Annotated in this window: 7 protein-coding genes; all 7 read left to right on the top strand. The window is 54.6% G+C overall.

Features of this window, described 5'->3' with window-relative positions; genetic code table 11:
- Nucleotides 1-43: 43 nt before the first annotated feature.
- The 7 genes from drmA to J3U88_RS32385 all read left to right on the top strand — a co-directional run bounded on the left by drmA (nt 44) and on the right by J3U88_RS32385 (nt 16,658).
- On the top strand, nt 44-3,466 hold the full coding sequence (gene drmA, locus J3U88_RS32415; protein WP_207863237.1) for a DISARM system helicase DrmA: 3,423 nt from the start codon (nt 44-46) through the stop codon (nt 3,464-3,466).
- Nucleotides 3,463-5,352 (top strand): DUF1998 domain-containing protein, encoded by a 1,890-nt coding sequence (gene drmB, locus J3U88_RS32410; protein ID WP_207863235.1) that lies wholly within the window; start codon nt 3,463-3,465, stop codon nt 5,350-5,352. Before drmA ends, drmB begins: the two co-directional genes overlap by 4 nt.
- Nucleotides 5,349-6,155, top strand: a complete 807-nt coding sequence (drmC, locus tag J3U88_RS32405) for a DISARM system phospholipase D-like protein DrmC (RefSeq protein ID WP_207863233.1) — start codon at nt 5,349-5,351, stop codon at nt 6,153-6,155. The genes drmB and drmC overlap by 4 nt, the downstream gene beginning before the upstream one ends.
- Before the next feature lie 1,190 nt (nt 6,156-7,345).
- The gene (locus J3U88_RS32400) at nt 7,346-7,615 is read left to right on the top strand and encodes a hypothetical protein (RefSeq protein WP_207863232.1); all 270 of its coding nucleotides are present in this window, start codon (nt 7,346-7,348) and stop codon (nt 7,613-7,615) included.
- 162 nt (nt 7,616-7,777) lie between these two features.
- Complete coding sequence (locus J3U88_RS32395) at nt 7,778-10,021, top strand: KAP family P-loop NTPase fold protein (RefSeq protein ID WP_207863230.1); 2,244 nt, start codon at nt 7,778-7,780, stop codon at nt 10,019-10,021.
- 81 nt (nt 10,022-10,102) lie between these two features.
- Entirely contained in the window at nt 10,103-14,389 is a 4,287-nt protein-coding gene (locus J3U88_RS32390; protein ID WP_207863228.1) for a hypothetical protein, read from the top strand.
- Between the two features lie 193 nt (nt 14,390-14,582).
- On the top strand, nt 14,583-16,658 hold the full coding sequence (locus J3U88_RS32385; protein WP_207863226.1) for a hypothetical protein: 2,076 nt from the start codon (nt 14,583-14,585) through the stop codon (nt 16,656-16,658).
- The last annotated feature ends 113 nt before the right edge of the window (nt 16,659-16,771 follow it).

Genomic DNA, 16,771 nt, shown 5'->3' with positions numbered 1-16,771 from the left:
AACACCGCTTGCACACCCATCGCAAAGCCACCCTGGAGCCACCATGACCACCTCTGCCCAAGTGCGCGATCAACTCGTCAACACCTTGCGCCTCGACCTGGTCGGTCCCGACGAACAGGACCCCAACCACCAGACCGAACTGCTCGACAACGCACCCAGCCGCTTTTACCTGACCGGCTTTTTGATTCCCTACCGCAGCAAAGCGGAGGACCGGCGCGACGACGGCGAGGACGACGACGACCTGGAAACCGATAGCGAGGACCAAAAGGAACAGGACGACCGCATCGTCATTCGGCGCAGCTTTTTCCCCTCCTCGATGGGCCTCACCGTCCTGGTCCCACCGCAAACCACCGTGCTCCAGGTGGATCTGAGCTGGGGTGATTACCAACCGGAAGACCCGAGCGCGGTGGTCCAAGCCGGCGGCGCCGACAAGGGCCCGGCCGGGCACGACGTGTTCGGGGCCTGGCGCCGGTTCCCGCGCGCCCATCACCTGGCCGTCCCGGTCGCGGACAAGCAGACCCTGCCCATCGCCGACAGCGGCGGCATGGAACTGCGCACCGCGATGCGTCCCGTGCAAGGCGCCACCAAGTTACCCGCCGACACCCGCGCCTTCTCGCTCTACCTCGTCAACAACCGCGATCCCGAGCCCGGCCGTTTGCGAGACCGCGCTTGCGCCTTCCAAGCCAAAATCACGCTGCGCGCCGACCACCCGCTGGTGGCGCGCACCAACCCGCGCGGCGGGCGCGACGACGACCACGACGAAAACATCGCCGACATTCAGTACCGCGACGTGCGCCAATACGCCGTCGGCCACAACGTGGCGGTCACCGCGCGGGTCAGCGACGGACACTGCACCAGCGTGGCCACCGAATGGATGCCGACCGCGCCGGTTTACAAGGTGGACCATCCCAAGATCCCCGAGCTTCAGGCCGAGATGACCGCGCTCGGCCGGGCCGACGCCGCGCAAACCCGCGCCATGCTGCAACCGCTGCTGGACGGCTTCGCGGCGCACCTGGAACGGGAACAAGCCACCTTGGCCGACCTCAACGACGACCGTCGACCCGGCGCCGAGCAGATGACGAACCACGCCGCACGGGTAGCGGCGCGCATGCAGGCCGGCCTCGACGCCTTGCAGGACCCCACCGTGCTGACCGCGTTCCAAATCGCCAACCGCACCGTGGCGGCGGCCTTTTACCGACGCGACGCGGTCGAACGCGGCATCCAACCCCAAGCGATCCGCGCCGCCCTGAAGCAAGACCCGGCCAAGCCGGCGGCCTGGCGTCCGTTCCAGATCGGTTTCCTGCTCACCAACCTGTGCGGCCTGATCGACCCCGGCCACGCGGACCGCGAACTGGTCGACCTGCTCTTTTTCCCGACGGGCGGCGGTAAAACGGAGGCCTACCTGGGCCTGGCCGCGTTCACGCTGGCCTTGCGCCGCCTGCGCCTGCCCGGCCCGGAGGGCGGCGGTCTGACCGTGCTGATGCGCTACACCCTGCGCCTGTTGACCTTGGACCAAATGGACCGCGCCGCCGGCCTGATCTGCGCCATGGAGATGGAACGCCGCGAGGGCCCCAACGCGGCCCAACTGGGCGAACGCCCCTTTGAAATCGGCCTCTGGGTCGGCCAGGCCGCCACCCCCAACGTGCTGGGTAAAAGCGGCGACAACAACCCCTACGCCGCGCGCACCAAGCTGCAGCGCTTCCAACGGGAAGCCGGCAAGGAATCGCCGATCCCGCTGCAGCGCTGTCCCTGGTGCGGCCTCAAATTCACACCGCCCAGTTTTAAGCTGGAACCCGACGCGCGCCAACCCGAAGATTTGCGCATCCAGTGCCTGAACACCGATTGCGATTTCACGGTGAACCGCAACCCGCTCGGCTTGCCGATCGTGGCCGTGGACGAACCGCTCTACAAGCGCATCCCTTGTTTTATGATCGCCACCGCTGACAAGTTCGCGGCCCTCCCCTGGCGCGGCGAACCCGGCGTGTTGTTCGGCAAAGTCACCCGTTACGACGAGGAACGTTATTACGGCCCCCACGATCCCGGCCTCGCCAAAAAGCGACCGGGCAAAAAACTCAAACAGCCGTTGCCGCCGCCGGACCTGGTGATTCAGGACGAGCTACACCTGATCTCGGGCCCGCTGGGCACCATGGCCGGCCTCTACGAAACCGCGCTGGACGCGTTGATGCGCGCGGATACCGGTTACGGCCCCAAAATCGTGGCCTCGACCGCCACCGTGCGCCGCGCCGAATCGCAGATTCAGGCCTTGTTCGGCCGCGAACGGGTCAGCATTTTTCCGCCGCCGGGCCTCAACCGCGACGACATCTTTTTTGCCAAAACCGACACCGCCCACAAGGATCGCGCCCGTCTCTACCTGGGCGTGGCCGCCCAGGGTCGCAGCTTAAAGGTTTCGCTGCTGCGTAGTTACTTGGCGTTGCTGGCGGCGGCCAACAAGCGTTACCTGGAACACGGCGGTGCCGACAACCCCAACAACCCGGCCGACCCGTACATGACCGTGCTTGGTTATTTCAATACCTTGCGCGAACTGGGCGGCACACGGCGTATTGTTGAAGATGAAATCGCCTCGCGTTTGACCAATTACAGCGTGCGCAAACGCATGGATGAAACGACCGGCTCCTTCGCGAACCGTCCCAAACTTCGCGAGGTGGTGGAACTCACCTCGCGGGTGGCAACCCACAAGGTGGCCAAGGGCAAAGCCCGCCTGGCCGAACCCCACCACGCCGGTGACAGCGTCGACGTCGCCCTCGCCACCAACATGATTCAGGTCGGTTTGGACATCGTGCGCCTCGGTTTGATGGTGGTTTTGGGTCAACCCAAAAGTACCTCCGAATACATCCAAGCCACCAGTCGGGTCGGTCGCGATCCCAACCGACCCGGCCTGGTCGTCAACCTGCTCAACATCCACCGCCCACGCGACCGCTCCCACTACGAGAATTTTGGGTTTTGGCACGCCTGCTTCTACCGCTCGGTAGAAATCAACAGCGTCACCCCGTTCAGCGCCCGCGCGCTCGACCGGGGTTTGGCTGCCGTGGTCGTCGCCTTGGCCCGTCACTTGATTCCCGAGTTGACGCCCCCCAACGGCGCCGCCTATATCGAAACGTACCGCGGCGAACTCACCGAACGGATTGCCGCCATCCTCACCGAACGCGTGCGCAACCACCAGCCGATGGATGCGGAAGAAGGCGAAAAATGGCAACGGTTTTTCCAAGACCGCGTCGCCTTCCTGCTGCAAACCTGGGGCGATTTGGCCAAACCGCGCGGGAACCGCTTCGCCTATGACAAACGCGACGGTTACCCGCTGCTCCACGATGCGGGCCGAATTGTGCCCAACCAATTCAAAGCAGGGGAAGAACACTTCACCGCCCAGTGGAGCATGCGCGAGGTGGAACCCAAAACGAACTTGTTTATTCATTATCCGACCGGTTACGGCAAGGAGAATATGACATGACGGCGCAACAGCGGTCCGGCCGCAAAAACAAACAAAAACCCCGCGCGAAAGGCCAGCTCAACCGCAGCCAGTTGATCACCACCTATGGGCCCGGCGCCATGTTGGATTTGCCGGATGAATCGGTGTTAATTCCCGGTTTGAACCACTGGCAGCGGGGCCGCAAAATTACCGAACCCCGTTTGATTCGCTACCTACAGAACCATCTGGGTCTCAAGAAACTGAGCTTGCACGAACCGCCGCTTGACGACGAGGGCGACACCCAAACGGGGCCCGGTATTAACACCCTGTTGTTTCCGCTGTGGTTTGTGGGACTAATCGACGAAACCCTGGAACGCGACGGCAAGACCTACCGCACCCGGCCCTTGTTCAAACACGACTATTTACAAAGCGGCAAAGCGCATCTTCCGCCTTACGGAAAAATGAGCGTGACCCCGCTGCGTTTTGTGCGTGCTTGCGAAAACGGCCACCTCGACGACATCGACTGGTACTACTTCCTTTACGGGGCGGAGGCCAAGCCGCATCGGGGCGAACAGTTGTGGCTGGACGAAGGCGGCTCGGGCAACGATTTGTCCGAGGTGTTCATCCGCAACGACGACGGCACCCGCTACGAACGTTTAACCAAAGCGACGCGGCCCGACACCGCCATCCTAGGCAAATGCAACGGCGCCGTTCCTTGGATCGGCTACTATGTCCAGGAAGAATGCAACGATCAACAATCCAAGCTGTTGATTCGCAGCGCCAGCAACGCTTATTTCAGCCAAAAAGTCACCTCGATTTGGTTACCCGAGCAAAAGAACCCCCTGCGCGACCTGCTTCGCGAAAACCAGGCGCAAATGAGTGGGTTTAATGAAGCGCTGTTCCTGATGGTTTACCAACAAGGCGATATTTGGGAAGAGGTTCGCAAGACCTGGAGCGGCGCTCAAGCTTGGGCAGAATACCAAAGTCTTACCAATGCCGCCCCGTCACCGGAACGGCCAAGCCTCAAAGATGAAGAATTCGCGGCATTCGCCGACGGCCCCATGGAAATCGGCGGTTTGTACCCGACCGAAACCAAACCCACCGACGACCACCGCTTCCACGCGCGCAAGCGCCGATTGGACAACCTGCCCGACTGGTTAACCAGCCGGGTGAAAAACATCACCTTGGTCCACCGCCTAACCGAGGTGGTGGCACAAATCGGTTTCACGCGCTTTAAACCGGACATGCCGGAAATTAACGGCCAATACAAGCGTCGGCCCAAAAACACGCCTACCTTAACCGATCCAGAACCAATCACATGGTTACCGGCAATTGAAAACCAAGGCGAAGGCGTCTTCTTGGAATTCTGCCCCGACGCCATCGAGGCCTGGCTTCAACAGGAAGGAACCCAGAAACGAACGGAATCGCTCAAGCGCGGTTTTGCGCTGTGGAAGGACCGCAACGATGCGGGAGAACGCCAGTTTCCCGGTGCGGCCTTTTACATGTTGCACTCGCTGGCGCACCTGTTGATTACGGCCGTCTCGGTGAGCTGCGGTTACAGCGCAACTGCGTTGAAGGAAAGGATTTACGCCTTACCGGAAAAGCGCGGTTACGGCATTTTGATTTACACCTGGAGTTCGGCCTCGGAGGGGACCTTGGGGGGTTTGATCGAGGTGGCGCGTCGTTTCGAGGACAGCCTGCGTTACGCGCGCACGCTGGGCGAGTTGTGCAGCAACGATCCGGTATGCGCGATGCACGACCCCCAGAGCCGCGAGGAAGAGCGTTACTTGAGCGGGGCCGCCTGCCACGGGTGCCTGTTGATCTCGGAAACCTGTTGTGAGCAGTACAACAACATGTTGGACCGCGCGCTGGTGGTGCCCACGGTGGAATGTCGCGACGCCGCTTTTTTTGATTTGGACGACCGATGAGCGCGGATTTCTCGCACCTGGACGACGTCACGCTGCGCCGGTTGGCCGAGGATCTGCGCGACGGTCGCCTGCCGTTCCCACCGCGCCCGGCCGACCTGAGCCGTTATGTCACCGGCAAGCACCGCCGCGGTTTGGCGGAGCTGCTGGCGGAAGCCCACGCGCACGGCACGAATGCGGCCGCGCTTGCCTGGAGCTTGACCATGGTGCAGCGGGACCGCGCCGCGTTGCGGGCGCGTGGCGCCAAGGTGAGCTCGGTTTGGTCGGGTTTGGACGTGGAGGGTCATTCGCAACGGGCGCTCGCGGTGCTCCGCGATTTGTTCAGCGAGGCGCGCGAGCGGGTGTGGATTAGCAGCTACAACATCGACCCATACCGCAAGTCCCACGCCTTCTTCGACGAGCTGATCGACCGTCACGAGCGCGGCGCCATCGCGGTCCGTTTTTTCCTCAACATCAGGCGGCGTCAAAACCAGGGCGGTTACACGGAAGAGGAAATCGTCGCGAATTATTCAAGATATTTCCGCAAAAACGTATGGAAAAGTGAAGTGCTACCCGAGGTGTTTTACGACCCTCGCGCCTTGGTGGACGACGGCACCACCATGAGCTGCCTACACGCCAAGGCGGTGATGGTCGACGAGCGCAAGGTGTTAATTACCAGCGCCAATTTCAGCGAGGCGGCCCAAATCCGCAACGTCGAGGCGGGCGTCCTCATCGAAGACGCCCTACTGACCCAAGCCTACTGCCGCAACTTCCAACGCCTGGTCGACAAAAAATGGGTCACCCGGTTGCCCTTCGAACCGGCGTAAGGCGCCTTTAAAAACAACCACGATCAATATTTAATCAATAATATCTAAAATGACAAAAAGCCGGCCCAAGCGCCGACGATGCCAATCGCAAGAAACTTCGGCGCCAGGCGCGAATTTATCAACGCAAACCAGAGAAGATAAACATAATACCTCCAGAAAGATACCTCCCCTAGCACAATCCCCCAAAACCACCAACCAACAAAAATTCTCAAGCAACCACAGCACCTACGAACCACACCACAAACAAGGGAATGCACTGACGACCCAACAGCAAAAGCCAGAACCCTCACCCAAACCATAATCAATGCATTTTATTGACATTCTATAGATCTTTTCACTTGATAAGAAGATGAAAGCCCGGTAGAATCTGGAATTCCGTGGACATTACCGAGGGAGCAATCGATGAACAGAGCGGCCACCAGCCTGACCCTGAAGCATTCGACCTATATATATAAAGAGAACCTGCTTCAGACACCCCCTCGCGGACAAAAACCCTTGGAACACGGAGAGCGCGCCAACCTAAAAGGTGCCTCCCAACCAAAGGATACGGATCGGCAAGAAAAGCGCACCCACCACCAGTCACACGCAACCGGGGCGCGACACACTTTGCGACAAACACCAATACGTGCAGCCGTCTGGATAAAGCAAACCCTCAAGGGGCCTAAACCCAAACGAACCCTTTTTTTCCCAGCAAGTTACACACACCTACCAATCTTAAGCCACCTCTCCACAATAACAAAAATGAGACACCTATTATCATATCTCAACAAAAGCACCCTCTTGGTCAAGACGATTCATAGACACTTTCAAGAATTTTCACCCGAAAGAAATAGGACCAATGAGCCATCGCTCCTCCTACGCGGCTTCGACCCCAACCCGCGGAACAACCCGTGTCAAGAGCGCACCGCTTCCCACGAACCTTCCCATCGGTTACCCGGTCGGAAGGTTCCTTTGCGTGATCGCGAAAATCGCCCCTTTTCTCCGGCGCCGATTTGGGATTCATCCCCAAATCGGCCCACGATCCGTCAAACCCACAACATCCGCCTAACCGGTCGGCCCATAGCGACCCAGGCAAGGTACCCATAGCAAAACAGAAACCCGCGGCGACGCACTTAGGATTACCGCAGAAATTCAAGGACCATTTTTTTCAAAAACCAACCATCTTGGCTATAAAGGAGTACATAAATTCCATGGCAACCTCCAAATCAAACGATAACAAGCGCCAACTCATGGTGAACATTCCCGCTAATGTTCGCGAGGCGGTGGACCGGATCTGTAAAGAACAGGGGTACACATTAACCCAGTTTGTCACCGATGCGCTTCGAACCCAAACCCTAATCCTCGACGAGGCGGAACAACTGCGAAAGCAATACCCCAACAAAGCCATTCGTCTCCGTGTCAGCTTTGACATTGACGACGAAGATCTTCGGCCCGATAAAGCCGCACTTTTGTATTACTGACGCCACAGTTCATCGAATGGCGTTCCCCTATGGGCGAAGCCGGTCCCCGTCGTCTTTGCCCATAAGGAGCGCCATTCGTTGAAACTCTTGTTACCATCCGAGCAAATCAAACCAAAAACGTCCTCAACCTCTTCCCTTCAGTTCCTATAAAACAGGAGGTGCATGATGGCTCCCAACAAGCCCCTAGGACCGAGCACGGCCTTCGTAAACGAAGGCTACTATGAGGGCGAACCAAACCTTTCATGGGCTTCGGAAGAATTTGGTTTCAAAGTTTACGCGGATCAACTGGCAGAAGGCCTGCGCGACAATAAAGGCCCCTTCACTTTAGGCGTTTACGGACGCTGGGGCAGCGGCAAAACAACCTTTTGTCAGACCCTTCTCAAAAGCATTGAAGAACGCAAAGGTAAAGCCGGCAAAAAACCGATCACTATTGAGTTTAACGCATGGCAGTGTGACAAAGGCGAAAAACCCGTTTTGCTGTTATTGGACATCATCGCCGAAGAATTGAGCGAGCACGACACAGGCAAAAATCTAGCAACAGCATTCCGCTCGCTAATCTATGGGCTCAAGTTCAACTTGGAAGCGGGCGTCCCTTTTTTCGGCAAGGTCAAAGCCGACATGGACCTGAGCCGCGCCATTGAACGCGAGGCGGCACTTCACCAGGAGTACATGAAAAAAACTCAGTTCACCCGAAAGTTTAGCGAACTGAAAGAGCTCATGAAAAAGAGCCCCATCCAAATTATGATTTTTGTGGATGATCTGGATCGTTGTGATCCTAAAACAGCGATTGCGACGTTGGAGGAAATCAAACTCCTCCTCAACTTACCCAACACCTTATTTATTTTTGCTTTAAACCGGCGCATCTTTGAAGAATACCTCGTAAAGCACTATCACGACGATTTCGGGGTAGAAAACTTTTCCGTCGACCGCTATATCGCCAAACTCATCCAGTACGGGATCTACGTCCCAAAACCGAAACACGCGCTTGGTAAATTTATTGAGGCACATCTTAGGGGCGACACCAGCGAAGGGGAAGAAACACCGGCTGAAAACAAACTGTCCATTGACAAAGTAGCCTATCAGCAAATCAAAGAGATCATCGGGAAAACCGCGGCAGGCAACCCCCGCACGGCACTCGCCTCCATCAACACCGCGATTCATTTAGACAAAGTGCTCCAGGGTGATCCAAACAAAGAAATCGATGTCGCAAAAATGAAACGCATCCTCCTGCTCGACGGCCTCTACCGCTTTTCCCCGGCATTTTTCACGGAATTAGTTCAGTTCCCTTCGACCCGCCATTATGTATTCTTTTGCCATAAAAAGAAGGCACACCTTTCGCGACTCCTGCACTATTTCACTATTCACGGAAAACAAGAAGATTACATAAAGTTTATTTCCTTTTTTTTCGAAACCCAAAAGATAAACAGCAGCTCCCGCCTAGAAGAAGTTGACGCCATTTTTGACCGATCTTTTGAAACGCGATTTCGGCTCAACTGGTACCCCGTTTCAGTGGACGCCGGCATAATGTTTAACTTTGATAAATTGCACACCAATGATATTCGTTTATTTTATGCAAGCACCGTTGAAGGATACCTCGAAACCTTAGAAAACCTTGATGCCGCTGACGGTACCACGGTCACCACACACCTGAAAGAGTTTGTTGATAAAACCCTCAACGTCCCGCAAATAACCGACGCACCCGGCGAAGTCCTGATCATCCTGCGCGATATCCGCCTTTACGCAACCGGCGCTTCTTCCCGAAGCCACCAGGCCAAATCAAGCGACGGCCCCTTTTTTACCGTACAGGACGGCATCTGGAAAGAGGTTGTCAAAATAGGCGCCACCATTTGTGACGGCATGGCCGATTTACTGCCACCCGGTCCGGCTGCACTCCAATACCTCCAGGTAAAATTTAACTTCTCATGGGTACAGGAAGAATCGAAGCACGATTCAAAAGAAGGCTTGATTGATTTAGTGACCTACCATCTTAACAACTACGTGTCGTTTTACAGCGTGAGCGAGTGGCATGATTCAATCCACTTCTACGCCTACTTAAACGTTTTAAAAACAGGTGCCTACGAAACAAGAAAGCGATTAAAAACCGCCCCAGTCCAAAAAGCGTCGACACAGGATGAGAAACCAATCCTCGGTTTCCGGCTCACTCTGGAGCGACAAACCCATGCCTCGAAGTCCAGACTCTCCACCCGCACCCAAGATCTCATCTCTCAAATTAACAGCCATATCCTGCGCATAGAGAAACACAAGCCGGAATACGTGATGCCAAAGCACAACATAACACTGGGCATAGATCCACCGGAACAAAAGAAAAAAACAACACCAAAAACCAAGAACTACAGAAAACACCTACCTCGCTCAATAAACAACATTTACAAGAGGAAAAGATAAACCAACTCTCTCTCACCTTTAGCGAGAAAACATTTTCCCTATTGAATTCAGAATCCGCCTCGTTTAGGATTTCGCAATCACATGCAATTCTTATCGGGGCAGGTTCCATTGCTCATTCTACGTCCTACGGGCACCTCTGTGATGGTGGGGTTGATCGATCTCCCACCAAGCGAAGTCGATGTTTATACCAATTACCTAACGGCCGCCATGAAGCGCTGGGGCAAGCTGGCCCAGCGAAAACACCGCGAAACGGACACCATCAAAAGCGACCGCTGCATCAACATCAAAAGCGACCGCTGCATCAACACCAAAAGCAATGTCGCTGATTTCAACAACGCCTGCGGTTTTGTGGGCATCGGGCCATGGAATTTTTTATCGCTAACCTTGGTTTCAGAAAAAGGGTTGGCCACCGAATTGGCTTTTCTCGGGCACTCCCGCGGTCAAAGTTACACCTTCGCCCACGACTACTCACTGGCCTTGGATCTACGCGAACAAGACCCCGGTGAGGAGGCTTATTTCACCCAAGTCAACACCTTTGTTGCCATGATGCGCACAACCGGACTGACCCACCTCTTGGGAATCAGTAACAAAAACGACGGCAACCCAGACAGCGACGGTGACGCCTGGCGGCACAAGCTGGACCTGAACCCTGCCGAAAAAACCGATATCTACACCCGTACCGTCGGACGGCAAAAACACAACTTCACGTTCCACGCCCACCTGCAACCGCTTACCCTAGAACACATTTACAGCGGTAAGGACAGCATTTACGGTCTTCTTACGAAGCCGACAGAGCCGGCAGCGACGGACGCAGACCCGGCTGCGGCGGACGCAGAGGCGGCGGCGGCGGACGCAGAGCCGGCAGCGGCGGACGCTGAGGCGGCGGCGGCGGACGCTGAGTCAGCAGCGGCGGAAGCTGAGCCGTCACCCAAGGGCCACAGTCGGCTTCCCGGGGAAAATGAACTACTCATGCTTTACCAGATGAAGTTCAACCCGCTTTTAAAAATCCGTAACTATGCCCATCTCAAAAAGTTGGCTTATCTGGCCGTTGTCAAACTTTTTCATGACTACCTCCTGGATTTTTGCGAACCAGAAAAAAACCAACCAATCAGCTTTGTTCGCCCGTTCATCTCAGACGGCTTTTTTGATTTCTCCGTGATTATACGCGGCACCTGCATTCCCACCGCGGATCGCCTTATGCTCAAGTTCAAACAATTAACCGTCAAAGGACTCAGCGAACTTCTTAAGGACAAACTCGATCTCCTCGTCAAGGAAGAGCTAAAATGCTGGGGCCCCGAAGCAGACGACGTTTCCTTATTCAAGCTCACCCACACAACAAGCGGCGTCCCTTGCACCCTCCTCAAAAATGCGGAACAGGATATCGTCAAAAATCCAGACTGGACCACGGAAAAAAAATACAAAGAGTATTTGAAGGGCCTGGAAAAATATCTCAATCAAGACGACGAGGACTTTGGTGTTTCAACCATGGTTTCGGCAAAAGTCGATCAACTCCATGAAGCACAGAAGGTGGCCGAAGAAATCCACGCGCTCGTCAGAAATGAAAACGACACCTGTCCTCTTCTCACAAAAACCCAAAATAAACGCACCTTACTCAACGGTCGTTACGATCTTGAGTTGTTTTCTGCATGCCGTCAGCTTTCCTTAAAGCATTACATCGCCGCCCTGCAGGTCTTCAAAATTCAGTTAAACTACCCCAAAGAAAAAATGAAACCCTTTCATGCCCGTGCGGCCTCGATCATACTCACCCTTAAATCAAAATTGGGCGTTCCCACGGCCCACCCTCAATCACCGAGCAGTCTTGAGGCGGAACAAAAGTTCTTCAATCCAGATGCGGATTGCACCTTCTTTAGCAAAGCCAATTTGGGCATGATTTTCAGGGACCTGGATTCAAGCATCAAGGCATCAAGCAGTCTTAAAGAGTACCCAGAGGTAGAAGACAGGATCACCACAGCCATTAATTGGTGGACTAACCATACATCAGAATATATTGAAAACTACAAACTACAGTACTACTTTTCTGATTTTCTTACAGAACATCTCTCTGATTATGTTTCATCCGAAACCCTAGAAATGGTCAATACGGTTTTCTGCTCCATTGATCGCTTTCTGGTCGACCCTCTCTCCTTTTCCTTTTACCTTGATGTTTTGAAATACCTCAACTACTTTTTCAAAGTGATTCTCTCGTTAACCGAAGTGAAAGATTTAAAAACCGAAGTGAAAGATTCAGAGGCGACCGAAACCGCCGGCGGCTTTTACCGCTTCGATCCCGAAGGGCTTCGAGTCGAGAAAAAGCCTGCCCCATCCAGTAAATCCCTTATTGGCATGGAAGCTTACTTGTCCGATTTTTGTGACTTCGCCCAACGTGCCTTTAGCCAACGCCAGTTCGGTGATTTTCCAAACCACGACCGCAGCATGTCCCGGCTTATAGACCTCAAAGTGGCCCATTCCAAAAAACTCAAAAGCTGCTCCTGGATGATCGACAACTTTTTCACCGAAGTCCAAAACTGGCTCTTCGCAGAAATAGACCACATGTTAAAGGACGCAAAAAACCAACTAATATCAAACAAAAACCTTCGACATTACAAAATCACCCTAACCTTCTGGCATATAAAAGAAAAAACCAAAGACAGTGGCCCTCAAAAGAAGATCCGAATGCGCCCAGTGAGAACAAAAAAACACAAAAAATTCAACAAATCATCTAATCAACCACTAGCTCTCCGAAGAGCAAAATCAAATCTCATAAAAACCTTACTCTCATGGAAATCAAAAGACCGAATCAAACAAACTTTTCTACCTTACTTCACAAGCTCGCCGGAACTCTCCCTTGATGGTAAACTAAACGGCGTCTCGCTCAACGCCAGGCACCTCTCATCCTTCGAAAGCCTCATCTTGGTAACTCACGAAATGGGCCATGTTTTTGACAACTTTCTTAAGGATACAATAGGACCCCAAAAAGTTCTAACTCTGAAACGATCTACGACTTCTTCACAGGGACGACTTAACGAACACCTCACGGAGTTATTGGGAGCCCGGTTCGCTGCCTCCCCCTTTCCTGAAAGCAACGGTAGCAATAGAATCTTCACCGAAGCGCGCTGTGACCTCATGGTATTTCGTACCTGCTTCTCCCCTCTTTCGGGTGTGATCGACAGCCCCGCCGTCAACAAAATCTATCACCCAGAATTCCCTAGAGTTCAACACCTCCCTCTAGGACTGGAACATGATATCATTGACGACTTTTTTCTAAGCATGACTTTCCAATTCACCCTCCTCGCTAAAATTCGCACCTCAGCCATAGAAGAGTTATGGGATCGCTTGTGCCTTGGACACACTATTTTAAAATACTTTCACTACTTTGACTCGTCTAACTTGGTCTTCGACGATACTGGGCCCAAAGAGGCATATTCCACCTTATGGGCTGCATTCTGGCTTGATCAAAAAGCGACTCACCTCATGCCCGAATTAACAAAAGATTCTTTCGAGATCCATAAATCTGAATTCACCCAATTCTCCTTAAAAGAACAATGGCAATCATTTACAAACAACAAACTCCCCTATTTAATCGAACGGCTTTCTTCTTGCGAGGATAGTCCACTTAAATCACGACACCGTGAAACCTACGGTGCGGAAAACAAGAATATGCTTGACCCAAGCAAGATTCCTTCGCCACAAGGTCGATCAGACAGGTACAACAGAATCATTAATAGTGCTTATAAGCTTATAACCAAACCTCTAGAGGGATCTTTTGAATACTTCTTCCTTAAAGCGTTAGCTAAACCCCACAATGCAATCCATGTCAAACATGCTTATGTTAAACCTGTCGCGCTTCAAAAAGTTCAAGATCTTTTCTGTTGGGTCAACGGGATTAAGCCGTCGACACTTGATCTCAACAAACCCGAAGAGCATCAGATTAAAGAACTATTCCCATGGCTTGAGGAGCTAGAAGCGTCGCCACATGACCCAAACAAACCCAAGAAATTTGAGGTCAAAGATCTTTTCTCTTGGCCTCTATATCGAAAATCGTCGACGTTTAATCTGGTCAAGCCCGAGGTTTGTTACGCCACGGTGCTCCAACTCTGTGGTCTTATCAACCTTGGCTTTAGTCAGAACCTTAGAAAGCCGAAAGACCTTCAAGAAGATGCCTCGAATGAAACCGAAACGTCCCCCGCTCATCAATGCCTCGAAAGCAAGTTCCCCAAGGATTATCCGGGTTATCTCTATCACCAGGAACAGCAACAACTGGGTCGGGTGCGTCGCCTTGTCAACGGGATCTTGCACCAAGGCGCGTTGCACTCGGTGAACCGCGACCTCACGCGGCGCGGTTTCTGGAACGACCTTACCGAATCATAGAAAACCCCCACCACGACCCCCAATTGATCCATTGCTTGGAAAGAGAACCAGGAAGACCCCACCACTCAAGCCGGCTGAAGGTCTATCCGCGCCGCAACCACAAGGACTAGCGGCTCACACCAACCCGGATCATGACAACCCAAAAATAAAACCCTGTGGTATCCGGTGCTCACTGGAACGGATAGAATGTGGCGTGACATTACCTACCCCGGAGCCCGCCGTGAACCGTCGCTTGGTTTTTGCCCTGGTCGTATCGAATCTTGTTTTTGCCGCTCTCGCCCTTTGGCTGTTCCTACAGCAACCGGCCCGGAATGAAACAGGGCCTTACCGAGAAGCTGAATCCACGGCGGAGGTGCCTACACCCACCGCTGTTCAGGAACCCGCGATAGAGGTCGCGGATGCGGCGCTGCCCGAGGCGACGCCCGGCCGCAAACAAACATTGCGGCGACCGGAACAGCAGACACTTCACGGCTATCGCTTGACGGTGACGGTATTGGATGAGGAGAGCCGACCGCTGCACGAGGCGGTCGTTCGCCTTTGGCATCATCGAAAGAACACGGTTGCCTATGAGCGGGTCACGGATGCGCGCGGTGAGGTCGCCTTTTTCGTGCCTAAGTACAGGGAACACCAGGTGCGCATTACCGCGGTCGGTTATGCGCGCGGTGACTTTTCACTGAACTGGCCGGAAACGGATCTCATCGCCCGTTTGACGCCCAAACCACGGGTGACGACGGATGACGGCGCCATGGAAATTGTCGGCACCGTGCGAGACGAAGACGGCCGACCCCTTGCCGAGGTTGCTTATTACTGCCGCGGCTGCAAAGCGCGGGTTAACGGTCAAACCGATGCGTTCGGACGTTATGACCTGGAGAAGGTGTTTGAGGGTGCGCGGGTCGGCTTCACGAAAAAAGGTTACATCTCCGCCGAAATCAATCCCTACGGGGCCGCCTACACGGATGTGGTTTTGCGCCGCGCGCCGCGATTTGTCGGGCGCCTGGTCGACGAAACCGACGGGCGCCCGGTTGAGCAGTTTGGCTTCCGGCTTTTTCGCGCGGATCAGCAGTTCCCCATCCATTCCGAGTCGCACACGCGCCACGCGGGCGGCTTGTTCAACATTCCCAGCATGCCCTTGGATGAACAGGTATTGCTCAAATTCGACGTGCAAGCCTCTGCCCCAATTGAAGTACCCTTCCTTTTCCGCGCGGAGATGTCGGATACCCCGCAAGACATCGTCATCAACCGAAGCCGAGGCCAAATTTTGGTGCAGGTTGTTGATGAACGCCACCAACCCGTCAAAGATGCGGTGTTCGAGTTGCACACGGGCAATTACCGCGGCAGCCGACGCCTGCAAAACGGCTTCTTCCAAAGCGATCCGCTGATCATGGCGCACCGCTATGCGTTTAAGGTCTCCGCGGAAGGTTATATCTCAGAAAAACGCGAGGATGTTGTCCCAACCCCATTTGACGCGGAAGCCAAACCCACCGTGATCACCCTGCGACGCGGCACCTCACTGACGGTGGTCGTCGACCAAGATCAATTCCCCGGCGCCTCGGGTTTGGAAGTGGTCAGTGCCAAGGGTGTCGCGGAAGAAGCACAGGAACGCACCAAGTATGTATTCCACATTAAGGGGCTTCCGCCCGGGCCGACCGATCTCAAGCTCAGCAGCTCAGATCAGGATGTGGTCACCAAAACGGTTCATATCGAAAAGGTGCCGGAACAAGAGGTGACCTTTGGCAATCCCAAACGATTCACCCTCACCGGCGTTTTTTCGGTTCAGGGCAAGGTCGCCAATCACCTGATCGACCTGGTCAAAAAAGATGAACGCGCCCGTCGGGTTGCCTGCGACGAACAGGGTCGCTTCACCATCAAACATGTCAGTCCCGGCCGTTATTTCTTGGGCACGACCCACCGCAAGGACGACCTGTTCCTCAGCATGGGCGTGGCGCCACCCTTTAAACAGGAGGTGGTGGTGGAAGACGGCGACCTGCTCGATTTGGTGATCGACGTGCCGGCGGGGACCACGATTCGCGGCTGTGAGCCGGCCGACACCAACCTCAAGCTCATCGGCACGATGGAAAATGGTTCGGTGTACCAGGACCTTACGGTCGCGCGCAAACACGGTTTCCTTTTCGCCAACACCCCGCCCGGTCGTTATGACATCGTCGACCCGGCACGGGGACCCAATGGAGAGGAACTGCTTAAATATGCCGATGTGGAGGTAGTGGGCGGCAAGGAAGACATTGATTTGTGCGAAACCCAAAAACGTTAACGGGCCCCGAAACACGATCACTGAACTGAAACATCGTGGCTAAGGCCGCCCCTTTTCGCCACAAACGGCGCCGCCTATTTCATCCCCCACCCAACCTAGGGAGGCTTCCCATC

It is taken from the genome of Acanthopleuribacter pedis (assembly GCF_017377855.1).
Taxonomy (GTDB): Bacteria; Acidobacteriota; Holophagae; order Acanthopleuribacterales; family Acanthopleuribacteraceae; genus Acanthopleuribacter; species Acanthopleuribacter pedis.
Note: the sequence above shows the minus strand (reverse complement) of the source record. Positions and strands in the feature narration are given on the sequence as shown.